This is a genomic window from Campylobacter rectus (assembly GCF_004803795.1).
Taxonomy (GTDB): Bacteria; Campylobacterota; Campylobacteria; order Campylobacterales; family Campylobacteraceae; genus Campylobacter_A; species Campylobacter_A rectus.
In genome coordinates this window covers 736,514-751,401 of record NZ_CP012543.1, presented here as the reverse complement: position 1 = coordinate 751,401, position 14,888 = coordinate 736,514, and the positions used below count along the sequence as shown (strand labels likewise).

Here is a 14,888-nt window from a genome sequence, read left to right as displayed (position 1 = left end):
TCTTGCGATCTTTTAGGATATAGGTGAAATCAAATTTTGTAATGCTTTCGACTTTTTCGTCGGCATCAAAGTTGTAATTTAGTTCGCCGATATTTTTGGTGTCTTTTAATATACGTTTGATATTATTTTACCGTCGGTGTAGACACGGTACATATTCTTGCCGTTATCGTAGTCGTTATCGTGGTCGCCTACGTATCCCGCATATATCTTGCCGTTTATGAGAGGGATCTTTAGGTCGTCATTCAAGTCTTTAGCGCCCGTGATCTTAAAATCACCGTCCAGGATAGGCTTATCATCTTGAAAATCATAGTCTCTTCCTTCAAAATTTTTGATCTTGGTTATGTTATAGCGAGGATTATCCGGATTATGAGGCGAAGGAGCTTTTTCGGTTTCGATTTTATAGGTTTGTTGCTCGGCGCCGTTTGCCTTAAATTTACCGGCAGCGTAATCAAACTCCGCTTTTGACATCGTATCGTAGTCAGCTTTGACGCCCGGTTTTAGTATAAAGCCATTGGCTTTATTTGGGCCGTCGCCTTTGAGAGCGGCTACGGCATTACCGTCTTTTGAGAGGAAGCTAAACTGCTCTACTCCACCTTTATAAATAGTGCCGCCCTTGTCGTTTGATTTTAGGAGCGGCTTATCTGTATATTTAGGGCCATCGGCGGCATTTTCATCTACCTCGTATAGTTTATTGTCTTTGCCTACTACAAGCGCTTTTCCTTCGGCTACCTTATCGCTACCGAGATCCACGGTGTATTTTCCGTCTTCGCTTTTATAGACGTTTGTGTCGCCTACTTTTTTGAGCTCTACGGTATCTAAATTTGCAATCTTTTCCGCCATCTTTGCTTTTTCCAGCTCGGCCTGCGCGTTTTTCAGCTCGGATTGCGCTTTTTGCAAAGCGGCTTTGAGCTCTTCGTTGTCAGGATCTTTATTCAGGTTTGCTTTAGCGATATCTTCCTTGGCTTTTTTTAGGGCGACTATGGCAGTAGCGGCGGCGGATTTAGCTTGGGCGACATCTTTTGTAGTATCCTCGATCGCTTTTTTATTGTTAGCATAATCGGGTAGCGCTCCTTTGTTGCCGTCTTGATATGCTTTAGCGGCGGCGGCGGCTTTGGTATCGGCGGCGGTTTTGTTTGCATCGGCTTTAGCCTTTAGGGCATCATTTGGATTATCTCCGGAATTTAAATTCAGCTCTTTAGCCCATGCATCCAGCTTGGCTTTGGCTGCTAATTTTTGTTGGTATGTTAATTCGTTGGATATTTCTATCTCCTCTTTAATCACATATATTTTGGAATTTTCGTCGATCTTTTCTTTCAAAACTTTGGCTATAGCTTGTTCGCTCTGGGCTTTGACCTTATCCTCATATGCCTTTTTAACCGCATCCAGTAGAGGGGTTTCTTTGGCTACGGCTTTTGCGTGATCTACTTGCTTCTCGGCTACCTTTTCTTGTTTGCCTGCTACATCTTTTGTTTTATCGGCTATCGTTGCATTATCTTTCGCTTCATCGAGATTTTTTTGATCCAATGTTCTGCCAAGCTTGCTTACTATATCTTTTGCTTTTTCCAGAGCTTCTCTTTGTTTATCGGTAGTAGATGGATCATCTATCTTGTTTTGGATATGGTTTAGGGCGTATTGTTTTATGCCGTTGTGGTTATTTATCGCATGTTCGACGGCTTCTTTGATCTCTTTTGCTATATCGGCATCTTTTTTGGCTTGCTCGGCCGCTTCTTTTGCTTTTTGTAGGTTTTCTTCTGCTTGTTTTACGGCCTCTTCTTTTGCTTTTTGTTTTTGTTCTTCCGGAGTTAGAGGTTTTGGGTTATTGCTTCCGCCTGAGCTTCCACCTCCAGGATTTGGGGTAGGAGCAGGAGGGGTAGGAGGAGTAGGAGGGGTAGGAGTGCTTCCTCCTTCTTCATATATATCGGTAGTAGCAGTAGTGTTATCCAGAGCTTTTTGTAGTGCATCCGCATCTACGGACGGGAATATGGATTTTGTGATTTGGGCCAGTTGATGACTGTTTAATACAGTCAAATTTCCTTTTAGGGCTTCTTGTTTTATGACCTGGGCTATCTGGGTAGGGGTGCTGGTGTCTTTGATATTTTTCAGTATATTGGCAAAGCTTGCTATCTTTTCTGTTATGCTTCCGCTGTTTGGAACGTTTTCTATAGCTTTATGAGCTATCTCGGCAGCTTTTAATTTATTTAAGAATAGTTTTTGGGCTTTAAGTTCTTCGGGTTTGGTATAGGTATTGCTCATAGCAGCTTTTAGCATCTCAGATACCACGAAAGCTTTTGAGTTGCCTTCTTTTAGCTTATCTATCCAAAATTTGGAACCCTTAGGATCCTGGGCTATGGTTTTACCGAATAAATTCGAGTAGATATGATTTACGAAGTCTTCGTTTGAGTTTTTACCCGCAAAATACTCCTGGGCAGGGGTGGAATTTAACATCTGCTGGGCTACTTGGCTCGTGTTTAGGCCTTGTTTCTTTGCAAGATTAAACCAAAATTTATGTCCCGCGCCTTCGGGAACTCTGTTAAACATAGTGATATATAAAGCACTGATGTCGATGCTGGTAATTGACATATCGTCTCCTTGTTTAAATTTATAAAATACGCGGGAATTATAGCAGATTTTTAGATTTTTACAAAAATGAGGGGGCGTATGTCAAAGCTTTATTTTATCGGTATTTATGTAGTCTCAAGACAAGCTAAAAAACTTTCAAAGGAATTTTTCAAAAAAGGGTGCGTAAAAGCCGAACGAATTTAGTCGGCGATTTAAACTGCCCGGCGCAAATGTAATCAGGCCGTCTTGAGCGCAACCATAGTTTCGATAACATATCCGCAAAAGAAAAAATAATAATACCGGTCAATGAGGCTCGCAAAAATACTTCGATATCGACACTTTAACTATAAGCCGCAATGATTTCTTGCAACATTGGGTCGAGCGGGCAAAATTTCAAACTAAACATTAAAGCGAGATGCGAGGCGGCGTAAATTATGTTGTTGTTTTAAAGAAATTTACTAAATTTTAAAGACCGAATGTAAATGAAAGTTTTATAGAGCGGGCAGGCAAAACCCATCCGCTCTAGCTTTTTAGTCCTCGGACGGTTATTAAACCGTCGGATTTACTATTTTGGATCGAGCCCTTTTGATACGAGTAATAACCGAGCCAAATTTAAAAGTAACGAAGTATGGGACAAAAAAGACAAGCCGCTAAAATTATAAAATTATTAAGATAGCGATACATAAATAATACCCCCTCTATCTCATTTTACCGCCCGTATCTTGCTTGCGACCGCCTCTTTTGCCGCACCGTAGATATAGCGCTTATCGCGCCCCGCAAAGCGAGCGGAGCGGTTAAATTTAGAAGCTGTATTTTAACCTGTCGCCGGCATAATAAGCAAGCTTCCATGTCAGAGTTTGTTTTAGGTCTTTAAAGCCGTAGCCGCGAGCCTTGACTCTGTCGCCGTAGATCTTCTCTATCATCGCCGATTCGCCTACTAGCAGCGCCTTTGTCGAGCACATCGCAGCGCAGACCGGTACTTTGCCTTCGGAAATTCTATTTTGACCGTATTCCTCGCGCTCTACTTCGCTATTCGTCGCCTCCGGACCGCCCGCGCACATCGTGCACTTATCCATCGAGCCTTTCGAGCCGAATACTCCCTCGCTAGGAAACTGAGGCGCGCCGAACGGACAAGCGTATAGGCAGTATCCGCAGCCGATACAGATATCTTTGTCGTGTAGTACGACGCCGTCTGCTCTGATATAAAAGCAATCGACCGGGCAAACCAGCGAGCACGGCGCGTCCTCGCAGTGCATGCAGGCTATCGAGGTCGAAATTTCCTTGCCGGGTACGCCCTCGTTTAGCGTGATGACGCGGCGGCGGCGGATGCCTAGAGGCAGCTCGTGAGCTTCGTCGCAAGCAACCGCACAGCCGTTACAGTCGATACATCTATCGTCGTCGCAGTAAAATTTAAGTCTATTGTTATCGTTAAATTCGCTCATTTTACGCCTTTTCTATGCGGCATAGACCGCCTTTTGTTTCCGGGATTTGAGTGACTATATCGTAGCCGTAGTTGGTGACGGTATTTGCGCTCTCGCCTACCGCATAAGGCTTCGTGCCGTCAGGGAAATTGCCCGTCATATCGACGCCCTGCATGTGTCCCGCCCAGTGAAACGGCAAGAAAATCATATCGGGCTTGACCGACGGTACGATTCTAGCGCGCACCTTGATTTTCGTGCCTTCAGGTGAATGAATCCATACGAAATCCCAGTCTTTAATGCCGTGTTTAGCCGCAAGCTCCGGGTGGATATCCGCAAACATCTCAGGCGTGATACGCGATAGATACATACTAGCGCGCGTCTCCATACCCGCGCCGCTAAAATTTACGAGACGAGCGGTGACTAGGTTTATCGGGAATTCTTTCGAGAAGTCCTTACTTAACTGCAGGCTCTTGTATTTCGTAAATACGCGGTAGTGATTCGGCTTATCCTCAAAGCTCGGATACTTCTGCGCAAGGTCTTGGCGAGGCGTATGTAGCGGCTCTCTGTGCTGCGGTATCTGATCGACGAAGGTCCAAACTACCGCTCTGGCTCTTGCGTTGCCGTACGGAGCGATGCCTTTTTCCATACATTTTTCGGCGATTATGCCGCTACCGTCGGTCGCCCACGTTGCGCCCATTTTTTCGCGCTCTTCGTCTGTTAGCGTGATGCCCAGTATCTTTTCGATGTTATCTTTTTTGATCTCCGGATATCCGCCGCTTTGCGCTCCGCCTACAGGCGCGCTACCGTCGCCCGCTAGCTGATTTACGCCGTTATGCTCTAGGCCGAAGCGGTTTCTAAAGCCCATACCGCCTTGCATTACCGGCCTATTTATATCGTATAAATTTGGACTACCAGGGTGCTTTTCCGTCCAGCAAGGCCACGGCAAGCCGTAGTATTCGCCCGCTACCTCGGTGCCCTCTTTGCCCATTAGCGTTTTTTCGTCAAATTTATCCCAGTTAGCCTGATGGCGTTTTAGACGCTCCGGAGTCCAGCCAGTTAGACCGATGCTTTTTACGATGCTAGCGATCTCGCGAGTAGCTGCTTCAGGCCACTCGATCTTGCCCTCGGAGTCTCTGATCGTGCGAGTTAGCTCGTCGTAAAAGCCTATTCTCTTTGCAAGCTCAAATAAAATTTCGTGATCGGGCATACTTTCAAAAAGCGGCTCTACCACCTGGCTTCTCCACTGGCCGCTGCGGTTTGTGGCTACGACCGTGCCGCATCCCTCAAACTGCGTCGCAGCAGGTAGTAGATATACGTCGTCTTTTTTGTTCGTTATTACGCCCGCGTCATTTACGAAAGGATCAAGCAGCACCAAAAGCTCAAGGCCGTCAAGGCCCTCTTGCACTTTTACTTGTTGCGCTGTCGAGGTGATACCGTTACCGATGACGATTAGCGCTTTTAGGCTATCTCCTGCGTTTTCAACCGGGTCATTGCCGTTTTTGCCGTCAAGCACGCCCGCCCACCAACGAGCTAGCGTAAATCCCGGCTTAAACATCCATTCAGGTTTTACGAAATTTCCTTGCAGCCACTCGTAATCCACCTGCCACATTTTGGCGAAATATTTCCACGTAGCTTCGTTTTTAGGATAGTATCCGGGCAAGCTATCGGGCGCGTTTGCCATATCACTGGCGCCTTGGACGTTGTCGTGACCGCGCAGGATGTTACAGCCGCCGCCGCTTACGCCCATATTTCCTAGCACTAGTTGCAAGATCGGAGCGATACGAGTGTTTGAGCTACCTATGGTGTGCTGAGTTAGACCCATCGCCCAGACGACCGATCCCGGGCGGTTTTTAGCATAAACTTCGGTTATCTCTTTTAGCGTCGTAGCCGGTACTCCCGTCACATCTTCGACCGCTTCGGGCGTCCATTTTGCGGCCTCTTTGCGGATCTCGTCGATACCGTACGTGCGGTCATCTATAAATTTCTTATCTTCCCAGCCGTTTTCAAAGATCAAATTTATCATACCGTAAATAAAAGGTATGTCCGTGCCTGGGCGAATTTGAGCGAAATAATCGGCCTTTGCCGCAGTTCTCGTGTATCTTGGATCGACCACGATCAGCTTCGCGCCGTTATTTTCCTTCGCTTTTAGAAAATGTCTAAATCCTACCGGGTGGTTTACGGCCGGATTTGAGCCGATTATAAAGATAGACTTCGCGTTTTGGATATCTCCAAGGTGGTTCGTCATAGCTCCATAACCCCACGTATTCGCCACACCGGCGACTGTTGCGCTATGTCAAATTCTAGCTTGGTGATCTAGGTTGTTCGTCCCGAACATCGCGGTAAATTTGCTGATGTAGTAGCTTTGCTCGTTGCTGTCTTTTGCAGAGCCTAGAAACATCACTTGCTCGGGATTTTTCTCGCGATATGCTTTTAGTTTGGCGCCGATCTCGTCAAGCGCATCTTTGTAACTGATGCGTTTCCACTTGCCGCCCACCTTTTTCATCGGATATTTCACGCGGCAGTGAGAGCGCACCATATCGATGACGTCGCTGCCCTTACAGCAGTGGCCACCAGCGCTTACCGGGTGATCTTGGGCTACTTCTTGGCGTACCCAAACGCCGTTTTCTACCTCGGCTAGCACTCCGCATCCCACGGAGCAAACCGAGCAAACGGTTTTTACGATTTTAGAGTTTGGAAACGGATTTGCCCTCTCTTCTTGAGTCGCGCTTCTGGTTACGCCGCTGGCATGCAGTCCGCTCATACCGCTCGCTACGCCCGCTAGCGCGGCCATTTTTAAAAACGATCTTCGCCCGACTGCGTTTGAGTGGGGCATAAGACGTAAATTTGCCTCAGACATATTTATCCTTTCTTAAATTTTATTATTTCGCTTGTTCGTAGTATAGATCCCAGCTTTTGCTTCTTTTGTATAGCACTTCGGTCTTTTTGCTTTTGCCGTATTTTAAGTTTGACGCCGTAACCGTTATGGCTCCGGCCGTAGCCGCTACCGCTCCCGCGATGCCGGCTTTTTTTAGAAATTCTCGCCTATTTTTTTGCATTTTCTTCCTCCATAGCTTTTAGCTTTCTCACTCGGTTTTTTTGCCTTCTTATGGCCTCAGATCTTGAAACTCCGTCCAAAGTCTTTTTATTTTCGCCTTGATTTATAGGACGCGGCGCGCTTAAAACCACGCGTTCAAACTCGATAAATCCTTGCAACAATACCGCGACGTCTTTGTAAATTTCGCTGCTTTCGTGATTAAAAAGGCCCTCTATAAACTCGTCGATGTTTGGATTTATGATCTCTTTAAAAAGCTGCTCCTCAAGCTCGCCGTATAGCTCACGCTCGCCCTCGCGCGCGATAAATTCGCTCATCAGCGCAAACACGAAACCCACGTTGTCTTCGTTTTCTTTAAATTTTGCCTCGTCGCGTCTAAGGTCTGTGCGGGCTAAAATTTTACGCACTTTCGCGCAGGCGTGTCCAACCTCGTAGCCCTCGTCGTAGTACGACAGCGAGTTTCTAAGCGGACTTGGCGGAGCGTGGAAAATTTCATCGAATTCATCCGCTAAATTTTGCGGATTTTTCTCGTCGAATCTTGCCTGTATGCGCATTATCGCGGCGGCCGATTCTTCGTTTAGAGCGTGCGCAGAGGCAAGGCCTAGCATCGCATTTACGCCGCTAAATCTATCGGCGTCTTGGCTAAAAACGAAAAAACGCGAAAATAGCGAGTAGTAAAGCCCGCGTCCCGCCGCAAATTCGCCCTTGCTAGTCATCGCCTTCCTTTATCATTTTCGTCTATTTTTTGAGATTTTTCTCGATTGTGAAACTATACTACTTTTTGGCTTATTTCTTATACTTAAAAAAAAATAAATTAAAAAAATTAATATACGCTTAAATATGCCTTAATTGCATATTACTTGTAGCGAATTTTAGGGGGTAAAAGAAATATGAAATTTACGCATATATCTCGCATTTGCGCCACATTTTGATATTTACTTTTAACTCGGCTATTTTAACGGGCGTTAAACGAGCCTAAATTTAAAATCAGGAGCGAAATTTGCAAAATTTGAGGCTCATTCAAGCCCCAAAAACGCTCCTTCGTCAAATTTAAAATAAATACTCTCGCCGATATTAAATTTTTGCGAATTGGGCGCCAGAGTTTTTATCAAAAAGTCGCCGATTTTGATTTTTACCAAAAGATCTTTGCCAAGATAGAGCGAAACCGAGTGCAAGATGCCGCCCAAGTAGCCTTCTATCGGCGTTTTGCTTAGCGTTATTTTGCTTGGATTTACGGCGATCTTTACGGCGTTACGTAAATTTTGCGGCAAATTTACGCTCGCATTTTCGTCAAATTTTAAAACCCCGTCCCGCGCGTCAAATATATTTTTGTACTCGAATTCGCACACGCGACCCTTGTGCAAAAAGACGTTTTCTTCGGCGACCGCGCTTAGCCATTTGTCGTCGTGGCTAGCGATCACAAAGCCGCAGCCGTATCTTTGCCGCATATAAAGCACCGCTTTGCCGAAAAGCTTTGAGGTACCCACATCTACGCTGTTTGTCGGCTCGTCGAGTAGATAAAGCCGCGATCTAAGCGCCAAATTTAACGCAAAGCTAACGCGCTGCGTCTGTCCCGAGCTAAGCTCAAAGTGGCGCTTGTTTAAAAAGCTCTCGTCAAGCCCGACCAAATTTAACGCCTCGCTCGCTCGCTCGTCAAATTCTCCCAGTACTCCGCGGCTTTTTAAAACGGCTCTAAAATTTTCCCTCACGGAGCGTTTTAAAAGCGCGGGTTCTGGTAGCAAAACGCTAACATCGCGCAGCAAATTTAGACTAGGCGCGCTGCTTCCCCACAGCCGCACCTCGCCGCTAGTTGGCTTTTGTAAAAACGACATCACTCGCATTAGCGTGCTTTTGCCGCTGCCGTTGCTACCCGTTAGCGCGGTGATTTTGCTAACGTCGATATCAAGGCGCGGGATGTTTAAAATCTCGCTCGCGCCGTAGTTTAGGCGTAAATCTCTAACGTTTATCACTGCGCGCCTTTCTCGTTAAATTTAAACAAAAGGCTCAAATTTGACGCGCCTAGCCAGCTTTTTGCGAGCATAAATTTTTTAAATTTATCAAATTTCATCTATCAAGCCTTTTTAGCGCATGTATCGCCAAATTTACGGCAAACGCGATAAAGATAAGCACCAAAGCCAGCGCGATACCCATAGCAAACTCGCCTTTGTTCGTCTCCAGCGACACCGCGGTCGTGATCGTGCGGGTGAAGTATTTGATATTTCCGCCGATCATCATCGCAACGCCGACCTCGGCCACGATGCGCCCGTACGCCGTCGCTACGACCACCATCAAAGCGTATCTTAGCTCGTAAAGCACGCAGCTAACGAGCCTAGGCGCGCTCAGGCGTAAATTTAGGATGGTTAGATAGTGCTTTTTGTCCATATTTTCCACGACGCTGGCGCTTAGCGAGATGATGATAGGCAGAGCCAGCACGAACTGCCCGAGCATAACGGCCTTTAGAGTAAAAAGTAGTCCAAACTCGCCAAACGGGCCGTTTCGCGTGATAAACGCGTATAAAATAAGCCCGATCGCAACAGTCGGCATCGCAAGCGCCGTATCGCTAAGCAGCCTAAGCGCCCTGCGCCCTCTAAAGTCGTAAAATCCCAGCGTAAATCCAAGCGGAAAGCCGACTAAAATCGCAAAAAATATCGAAACGCTCGAAGTGTAAAGCGTCGCCCTGATCGCCGAATACGTCTCCTCGTCGCCGCTAAAGAGCAGCCTAAAGGCCTCCAAAAATCCGTTTAGTAAAAAATCCAAATATTCTTTCTCCGCATATTTCTAAGGTTAGTTTAATGTGCTATAATAGCATACTTTTTAAAAAAGGAGAAAAATGAAAAAAGTAATATTAGGCTCGCTAGTTGCGAGCGTTTTGGCGTTTGCGGGCGATAGCGAACTCATCATGGCAACCACGACCAGCACCGATAACACGGGGCTGCTAGACGCGATCTATCCTGCGTATAAGGCAAAAACCGGCGTCGATATCAAATGGACGGCGGTAGGCACTGGAGCGGCTTTAAAACTAGGCGAAAACTGCGATGCGGACATACTTTTCGTGCATTCGCCAAAAGTTGAGAAAGAATTCGTAGAAAAGGGCTTTGGCGTCGAGAGAAAAGCCGTAATGTACAATGACTTCGTCGTCATCGCCGATAAATCGATCGCGGATAAATTTAAAGGCAAAGACATAAAAGAGAGCTTTGAGCTGATCAAAAAAGAGAATATCAAATTTTTCTCTCGCGGCGATAAATCAGGTACCGACAACAAAGAAAAAGGTATCTGGAAGAAAATCAACGGCGAAGTACCTGAAAAAGACGGCTGGTACATGCAAACCGGCCAAGGCATGCTAGCTACTATCAACGCGGCAGCCGAGCAAAAGGGCGTGACGTTCACCGACCGCGGCACCTACATCAAGTACGAGGACACCAAAAAAGGCGTGCCTGAGATGGTTATCATCAACGAGGGCGACAACGACCTAAAGAACTTCTACTCGCTAATCGCGGTAAATCCGAAGCACTGCGCTAAGGCCGACATCGAAAACGCAAACAAATTTATCGAGTGGGCGACGAGCGAAGAGGGTCAGAAATTTATCGGCGACTTTAAGCTGCTAGATAAGCCGCTTTTTACGCCTGACGCGAATACTCGCAAGAACTAATTTTATTTACGCGCAAATTTGGGTCGAATTTATGGCTTAAATTTGCGTGATTCGGGCGCGCTTTGCGCCCGTTTTTTTCTTAAATTTACTCTTTTTATTTTTTAAATTTAATCAAATTTGACCGCCCAAACCCGTATCTTTACGGCGTAAAATTTCAAATTTGACCGCGTATTTTTGATTTGCTCGAATTTGACCTTTTCACGAGCCAAATTTAACCAGCTCAAATTTAAATTTTCCCGCCAAACATCTCATACATCGCCTTTTCCTCACCCCAAAGCTCGCGGTGCTTTTTGATGCAGGATTTTATCGCGTTCACGAGATAGTACACGTCCTGCTCGGTGTGCGTGTAGTGCAGGCTCACGCGCACGAAGCCAGGCTTGCTTTCTGGCATGCGCCCCTCCTTGATACCCAGCAGATCGTGAGCGTACGGACCCGCGCACATCACGCCGGCGCGCGTCTGGATGCCAAAGTCGTTGCTAAGGCTCGCGGCGAAATCATACGCCGAGACGCCGCGCACGTTAAAGGAAATTATCGGCAGCCGCGGCACGCCCTTTGGAGCGTAGTTTATGATCTCGTCAATGCCCGCTAGCTCGCTCTCAAAAAGCCGCGCTAGCTCGTCCTCGGCACTTTTTATCCTCTCAAAACCGACCTCGTTTCGCAGCGCGTAGGCCAAATTTGCTCGCATGAGCCCGGTGATAGGCGGCGTACCGCCCTCCTCTAGCTGCTCGGGATTTTTCAAAAATACGTGTCCTTCGCGGTTAGCGTAGGCGACCGTTCCGCCCGCGGCAAATGTCGGCACGTCACCGCTAAGCAGCTCCTTTTTGATCGCCAAAAGCCCGCAGCTAGCAGGTCCTCCGAGTAGCTTATGCGGCGAGAGGAAAATCGCGTCAAAGTAGTCGCAATCTAAATTCGCGTGCGAGCTAAGCGCCGCGCAGTCAAAGGCCACGATACCGCCTGCGGCTCTGATTAGCTCGCTAATCTTTTTATAGTCGCTAATGACGCCCGTGACGTTTGAGGCGGCGCTAAACGAGCCGATGATACGGCGTGTTGCGTTAAGCTTTAGGATGCGCTCAAGCGCAATCAGATCGATCTCGCCGCCCTCGCTAAGCGGCACGCGCAGGTAGTCGCAAAGCCCCTCGCGAAAGCTAAGCTCGTTTGAATGGTGTTCGTATGGCGAAACGAGCACGAGCGGAAGCTGCGCGGCGCGTAAATTTGCCTCGCCGATCGCGCTTCTGGTCGCAGGCGGTAGATAGATGCCAAGCAGCTCCTGAAATTTCTTGATCGCGGCCGTCGCGCCCTGTCCGCAAGCGATGAGATAAAACCGCTCGTCAAGTCCCAGCAGCTTTTTTAGGCTCGCGCGCGCGCCCTCGTAGCGACGCTGCGTGATGATGGCGCTCGAACTACTGTCGGAGTGGGTGTTGGCGTAGGTTTTTAAAATTTCGCCTATCTCGCGCTCTACGGGCTCATAAGCAAGCCCCGAAGCCGCGAAATCAAAATAATGCACGCCAGGTTTTAGTATGATATTTTTTCTTATTTCGTCTAAATTTGCCATTTTTTACTCTTTAAATTTGATGCGGTAATTATAGTAAATTTTCGCAAATTTAGGGCTTTTTTTGGGAAATTTGAAGCTAATTTTGCGGGCTATTATTTTAAATTTGCGCTTAGCTGTATAAAACTTGCCGCGCGGCGATTTACTCAAATTTAAAAGATATTTGCGCGTAAAATTTGGCGGCAAATTTGTAGGCTGATTTTAAAATTTACGGCTAAATTTTGCCCTAAATTTGGCGCGGAAAATAGATAAATTTAGCCTTGAGGCGCAGTCAAATTTGAGCAACGATGAGGACACGTTTTGATTTATCGGTCAAATTTACTCGCGTCGTTTGCGAGCTTAAAATTTACAAAACAAAAACGGAAATTTTAAAAGCGATTTTTGATTTTCTGCGCGGATATTTGCTTGCGGCGACTTCGCTGCGGAGGAAATTTAAGCGCTAAATTTAAAAAGTAGAATTTTAACCGCCAAGCGGCAAATTTAACGTTCGTTGCGAGTTTTTAAGACAAAGAGACGCTAGCCGCAGAGGCTCGCGACCCTTTGCGAGAGGTAGAAATTTTTATTTATTTATAAAATTTTTCTCTAGCCACTCGATAGCTTTTGCTTCGCTCTCGAAGCGTCCGCTTTTAGCGACCTGATTTTGCCCCTCGTAGAAGCGAATCCTGATACCGTCTTGGACGCTATCTACCTTTATCCTAGTGATCTTGTCTTTGTTTAGATAGACCCTATCGTTTAGTTTTACGTACATTTTTTCTCCCTTAAATTTGATGTGGTTTTATTTCTTTTTATCGTTTGCGTCGTCTTTGGCCGAGTCCTTTTTCTCGCCGTCTTTTTTCAAAAACAGCTCCTTAAAGCGCTTATCGGCAAAGTCCTCGATGTCGTTTTGTAGCTGCCTATAGGCGTTTATGAGCTCATGCGCGCGCTCGTTTAGCGTCGTGCCGGCGTTCTCGCCGCCGCCTTGTTTGGTGGTAAAGAGCTCCTCTTTTAGATTTTTTTGCAAAATTTGCAGATGATTCCAGCATTTTTTATAGTTCATACCTAGGATTTCGGCGGCCTTTGAGATCGAGCCGACCTCGGCGATGACGTCTAGGACTTCGGTTTTGCCCTTACCGAAGATCAGCTCGCCCTCGTCGTTTTCTATCCAGGTTTTGGTTTTTACTCTCATCTTTTTTCCTTTCTTCTCCTTAAAACACCCCAGCTGGCAGTATTTTACGTCGATTTTATAGTCTTTTAGCGCCCCGCGGATGGTCTTTAGTCCCACGCCTGCAGCTGCGTCTCTAGCGTCTTTACACAGTATTCTGCCCTTTTCGTCGGTCATCTGTTTTAGCTGCGTCATCACGGTGTATTTGCCACGTCCGTTTTCCAGCCCGCCAAACTGCCCTAGCTCGCAGTTGTCGATCTTTACGCCCATTTTTTCGGCTTCGTCGCTAACCTCGCCGACCGGAACGCCTAGCTTTGAGGCGATCTTAAACGCCGCTCCGCAGTCTAGCCTACCCTTTGGATTTAACAGTTTTGCGATGAGTCCCTGGATTTGCTCACTCATAGATTCTCTCCGCGCCGCTATATACGTTTATGTTTTCGCCGCGCGCGAAGCCGCACAGCGTGAGGTTAAATTTACGCGCTATCACGACGCCGAGGCTAGTCGGAGCCGTGCGCGAGACGAGCACGGGGATGCCGTGCATGACGGCTTTTGCGACCATTTCAGAGCTTAGCCTGCCGCTCACCATCAAAAACGAATTTTGCAGCTGCGCGCCGGCTAGTATAGCTTTGCCGACGGCTTTATCTATCGTGTTGTGCTGAGCGATATCCTCGCCGATATAAAACTGCTCGCCGCTCACGAAAAGCTTGGCCGTGTGCACGCAGCCCGTCATCTCATAAAGCTCGCACTGCGTGTAAAACTGCCCCATCTGGCGCAAAATTTCGTCTTTGTTAAATTTGACCTCGGCCTTTATAGCGCGCGCCGCCATAGCCTCAGGGTCGATATTTGCCGTAGAGCTGCGTCCGCAGCCGCTGATTATCACCTTTTCCTCGTCAAACTGCTCGAGGCGTTTTTCGTTGATTTTAGCCTTTACCAGCACGCTTAAAGCGTCGTCTGAGAGCTCTATGCTCTCGATATCCGCAGGGCTTGCGATCAAATTTTCACTGATGAGATAGCCCGCAGCCAGCGCCTCCTGATCGGTCGGAGTCGCCATCAGCGCGCCGAAACGCTTGCCGTTTATGTAGATCTCAAGCTTGATCTCGCGCACCAAAATATCATCAACGGCGCTTTTTTGCGCGCCTTTAAATTTGATGATTTGCGTCGTAAAAATCGGTTGCATGATTTTCCTTAAATTTTTGCAAAATGATAGCTTGAAAATCTAAATTTAAGATTTGATTGTAGTGAATTCTTGCTTAAATCAAGCAAAAACTTAAATGCTTTTTACCACGTTTTAATCGGTATTTTATGATGATTTATATATGCAAATTTAGCATATATCTTAAAGATAGTTTTTTGGGCTGTCGCTATAATATTACGCAGGCATACCTCATCAAATTTTACATTCCCTCCCACCCCTTTTCAAATTTAACCCAAAACCCATCTACCCCAAATTCAAAATTACGAAATTAAATTTTTCTACTTCATTTATCAAAATACCTAAAATTCCGATAATCGTTAAT

Annotated in this window: 12 protein-coding genes; 1 reads left to right on the top strand and 11 read right to left on the bottom strand. The window is 46.7% G+C overall.

Going from position 1 to position 14,888, the window contains the following annotated elements; genetic code table 11:
* Positions 1–105: 105 nt before the first annotated feature.
* The 7 genes from CRECT_RS03615 to tupB form a co-directional block, all read right to left on the bottom strand.
* The gene (locus CRECT_RS03615) at positions 106–2,580 is read right to left on the bottom strand and encodes a DUF4214 domain-containing protein (RefSeq protein ID WP_171992665.1); all 2,475 of its coding nucleotides are present in this window, start codon (positions 2,578–2,580) and stop codon (positions 106–108) included.
* A 779-nt stretch (positions 2,581–3,359) separates the two neighbouring features.
* Positions 3,360–4,001 carry a formate dehydrogenase FDH3 subunit beta gene (fdh3B, locus tag CRECT_RS03610; protein ID WP_004320759.1) on the bottom strand — a complete coding sequence of 214 codons (642 nt, stop codon included), beginning with the start codon at positions 3,999–4,001 and terminating at the stop codon, positions 3,360–3,362.
* 1 nt (position 4,002) lies between these two features.
* The gene (locus CRECT_RS03605) at positions 4,003–6,813 is read right to left on the bottom strand and encodes a formate dehydrogenase subunit alpha (protein WP_227932340.1); all 2,811 of its coding nucleotides are present in this window, start codon (positions 6,811–6,813) and stop codon (positions 4,003–4,005) included.
* 46 nt (positions 6,814–6,859) lie between these two features.
* Positions 6,860–7,036, bottom strand: a complete 177-nt coding sequence (locus CRECT_RS03595; protein WP_004320754.1) for a twin-arginine translocation signal domain-containing protein — start codon at positions 7,034–7,036, stop codon at positions 6,860–6,862.
* Positions 7,023–7,748 (bottom strand): TorD/DmsD family molecular chaperone, encoded by a 726-nt coding sequence (locus CRECT_RS03590; RefSeq protein ID WP_004320756.1) that lies wholly within the window; start codon positions 7,746–7,748, stop codon positions 7,023–7,025. Before CRECT_RS03590 ends, CRECT_RS03595 begins: the two co-directional genes overlap by 14 nt.
* 300 nt (positions 7,749–8,048) lie before the next feature.
* On the bottom strand, positions 8,049–9,002 hold the full coding sequence (gene tupC, locus CRECT_RS03585) for a tungstate ABC transporter ATP-binding protein TupC (protein WP_004320766.1): 954 nt from the start codon (positions 9,000–9,002) through the stop codon (positions 8,049–8,051).
* Positions 9,003–9,096: 94 nt separating this feature from the next.
* Positions 9,097–9,789, bottom strand: a complete 693-nt coding sequence (gene tupB / locus CRECT_RS03580) for a tungstate ABC transporter permease TupB (protein WP_004320757.1) — start codon at positions 9,787–9,789, stop codon at positions 9,097–9,099.
* Positions 9,790–9,862: 73 nt separating this feature from the next.
* On the opposite strand from tupB, the gene tupA reads away from it, so the two are divergent.
* The gene (tupA, locus tag CRECT_RS03575; protein WP_004320749.1) at positions 9,863–10,681 is read left to right on the top strand and encodes a tungstate ABC transporter substrate-binding protein TupA; all 819 of its coding nucleotides are present in this window, start codon (positions 9,863–9,865) and stop codon (positions 10,679–10,681) included.
* Between the two features lie 226 nt (positions 10,682–10,907).
* On the opposite strand, the gene CRECT_RS03570 is transcribed toward tupA, so the two are convergent.
* The 4 genes from CRECT_RS03570 to fdhD all read right to left on the bottom strand — a co-directional run bounded on the left by CRECT_RS03570 (position 10,908) and on the right by fdhD (position 14,548).
* Complete coding sequence (locus tag CRECT_RS03570) at positions 10,908–12,233, bottom strand: aminotransferase class V-fold PLP-dependent enzyme (RefSeq protein WP_004320775.1); 1,326 nt, start codon at positions 12,231–12,233, stop codon at positions 10,908–10,910.
* 556 nt (positions 12,234–12,789) lie between these two features.
* On the bottom strand, positions 12,790–12,978 hold the full coding sequence (locus CRECT_RS03565) for a hypothetical protein (protein WP_004320751.1): 189 nt from the start codon (positions 12,976–12,978) through the stop codon (positions 12,790–12,792).
* A gap of 27 nt (positions 12,979–13,005) precedes the next feature.
* On the bottom strand, positions 13,006–13,773 hold the full coding sequence (locus CRECT_RS03560; protein WP_004320772.1) for a winged helix-turn-helix domain-containing protein: 768 nt from the start codon (positions 13,771–13,773) through the stop codon (positions 13,006–13,008).
* Complete coding sequence (gene fdhD, locus CRECT_RS03555; protein WP_004320752.1) at positions 13,766–14,548, bottom strand: formate dehydrogenase accessory sulfurtransferase FdhD; 783 nt, start codon at positions 14,546–14,548, stop codon at positions 13,766–13,768. The genes CRECT_RS03560 and fdhD overlap by 8 nt, the downstream gene beginning before the upstream one ends.
* Positions 14,549–14,888: the final 340 nt, after the last annotated feature.

Bases quoted from the DNA above. Each gene is read 5' to 3' on its own strand.
- fdh3B (WP_004320759.1), bottom strand. From the start codon at position 4,001: ATGAGCGAATTTAACGATAACAATAGACTTAAATTTTACTGCGACGAC.
- CRECT_RS03595 (WP_004320754.1), bottom strand. From the start codon at position 7,036: ATGCAAAAAAATAGGCGAGAATTTCTAAAAAAAGCCGGCATCGCGGGA.
- CRECT_RS03570 (WP_004320775.1), bottom strand. From the start codon at position 12,233: ATGGCAAATTTAGACGAAATAAGAAAAAATATCATACTAAAACCTGGC.
- fdhD (WP_004320752.1), bottom strand. From the start codon at position 14,548: ATGCAACCGATTTTTACGACGCAAATCATCAAATTTAAAGGCGCGCAA.
- tupA (WP_004320749.1), top strand. From the start codon at position 9,863: ATGAAAAAAGTAATATTAGGCTCGCTAGTTGCGAGCGTTTTGGCGTTT.
- CRECT_RS03590 (WP_004320756.1), bottom strand. From the start codon at position 7,748: ATGACTAGCAAGGGCGAATTTGCGGCGGGACGCGGGCTTTACTACTCG.
- CRECT_RS03615 (WP_171992665.1), bottom strand. From the start codon at position 2,580: ATGTCAATTACCAGCATCGACATCAGTGCTTTATATATCACTATGTTT.
- CRECT_RS03565 (WP_004320751.1), bottom strand. From the start codon at position 12,978: ATGTACGTAAAACTAAACGATAGGGTCTATCTAAACAAAGACAAGATC.
- CRECT_RS03560 (WP_004320772.1), bottom strand. From the start codon at position 13,773: ATGAGTGAGCAAATCCAGGGACTCATCGCAAAACTGTTAAATCCAAAG.